The sequence below is a fragment of the Mycobacterium intermedium genome, assembly GCF_002086275.1.
GTDB classification, from domain to species: Bacteria; Actinomycetota; Actinomycetes; order Mycobacteriales; family Mycobacteriaceae; genus Mycobacterium; species Mycobacterium intermedium.
The window spans coordinates 1-1,677 of record NZ_MVHT01000218.1 but is presented as its reverse complement, the minus strand read 5'-3'; the positions used below and the strand labels follow the sequence as shown (position 1 = coordinate 1,677).

The following is a 1,677-nucleotide window of genomic DNA, read 5'->3' as shown; positions in this document are numbered from 1 at the left end:
AGCGTGGATCCCAGACGGGATCGAGCGTTGGTGCCCACGACGGTGACGGTGGTCGTGGTGCCACGTCCGGCGGCGCATAGGGCGGCGCCCAGGTCGGCGGGAGGTGGTACCACTCGGGCATCGGCGGCGCTAGTTTGCACTCGCCGGTGGCGTAGTTGAACGACATGTTGGGATCGCAATCGCGCGCTGAGCTGACCGCCGGCGTCACTGACGTCACCACCGCCATCGGCGCTATCGCAGCCGCCACGGCGACGGCCACACGATGACTCCACCACCTCATCGCAGGCCTCCCGCAAAGGTCCGTCCCCCGACCTCGGGATTTCAGCTTAGGCGCGGGGTCAGCCCATCACCAGTAGCGGCAGCGAGATCGCGCCCGCGCCGCCGGTCACCAACAGGACCCAACGCCCGTTGAAGGGCAGGATGACCTCGATGCCGAAGATCGCGAATCCGACCTCGGAGGCGACGGCGGCCTCGGGCAGTTCGAACTCGAGGTACTGCGGCTCGTCATCCTCCGACGGCGGCCTGATCTCCACGTTGACTCGCCGGTCCGGATTGTCGGGCTCGGCCTGGGTCAGTGTCACCAGCAGGAATTGGGCCACCCGGTCTTCGTCGACGGTGTATCGGGACAGCACTCCACCCGAGACATTGAGCTTGTTATCCACCGCTGCGGCGGCTTCGGCCAGGAAAGCCCCTACTATCACTCCGCTGAACCTACGCTCACTGCACTGCGATATCTCAGCTTGCGCCGTACGGCTGCGGCTGCTGGGGGTGCTGCTGCTGGGGCGGGGGTGGACTGCCGTAGCCGAGTTGCGATGCGGTGTAGCGCGCCGCATCGGTAACCGGCACGGCCTGCACCGCGGTGCCGTACGCACAGATCTCGGTCCACACGTCGCCGAGCTCCGTCGTGTCGAAACGCATTCCGACGATCGCGTTGCCGCCTTTGGTGTGTGCCTCGTTGATCAGCCGCGACATCGCCTCGTTGCGGCTTTCGGCGAGGTTCTTGGTCATGCCCTGCAACTCTCCGCCGAACATCGACTTCAACCCGGCGCCGAACTGCGCGAAGGCATTTCGCGAGCGAACGGTGAGCCCGAAGACCTCGCCACAGACGCGCTGGATCTCCCAACCGGGAATGTCATTGGTGGTGACGACGAGCACCGGACGACCTTTCTGTGTAGTCAACTTGTGGGCTGGCTCCCGGTGCAGGGTACCGCCACCGGTAGTCGCTTAACGAGGCGTCCCCGGCTACGGTCGTGTGGTATCCCGGCTACGACGGCGAGGAGGTCGCGTGGGTGCTGCGAGCGAAGCAGACCTCGCTTTCGACGACCTGACGTCGCCCCAACTCACCGACGTCCAACGCCAGGTCCTGGAGTTCACCGAGGCCAAACGCGTCGAATTGGACCTTGACCAGATGCTCGCGGAGGCCACAGCGCAGGCGGGGGTAACCGACCTGGACGACACGGATGGATTCGCCGAACGCCTGAGCGCACACCTGGCCGCCATCGAGGCCGACGAGGGCCTGCGCCAGCTCACCCGTTCGTCCCTGCGACAACGAGTGGTTCGCCTGTTGCGCAACCGTTTGTCGTTGACCGAACTCCTCAAGCGGTACCCCGAAATCGAGTCGATCGAGATAGAGCAGCCCTTCATCGTCGTCGGCATGCCGCGTTCGGGAACCACGCA

Annotated in this window: 3 protein-coding genes and 1 pseudogene; 1 reads left to right on the top strand and 3 read right to left on the bottom strand. The window is 65.5% G+C overall.

Annotated elements, in window-relative coordinates:
• The 3 genes from BST27_RS30245 to BST27_RS30235 all read right to left on the bottom strand — a co-directional run.
• The coding region (locus BST27_RS30245) for a hypothetical protein (protein ID WP_211285333.1) at positions 1-259 on the bottom strand (259 nt) is incomplete at its 3' end.
• Between the two features lie 79 nt (positions 260-338).
• Positions 339-701, bottom strand: a complete 363-nt coding sequence (locus BST27_RS30240; protein WP_069417891.1) for a hypothetical protein — start codon at positions 699-701, stop codon at positions 339-341.
• 34 nt (positions 702-735) lie between these two features.
• Positions 736-1,155 carry a YbjQ family protein gene (locus BST27_RS30235; RefSeq protein WP_069417892.1) on the bottom strand — a complete coding sequence of 140 codons (420 nt, stop codon included), beginning with the start codon at positions 1,153-1,155 and terminating at the stop codon, positions 736-738.
• Positions 1,156-1,285: 130 nt separating this feature from the next.
• Here BST27_RS30235 and BST27_RS30230 point away from each other — a divergent pair.
• Positions 1,286-1,677: pseudogene (locus tag BST27_RS30230) on the top strand (sulfotransferase family protein); the annotation flags it as partial.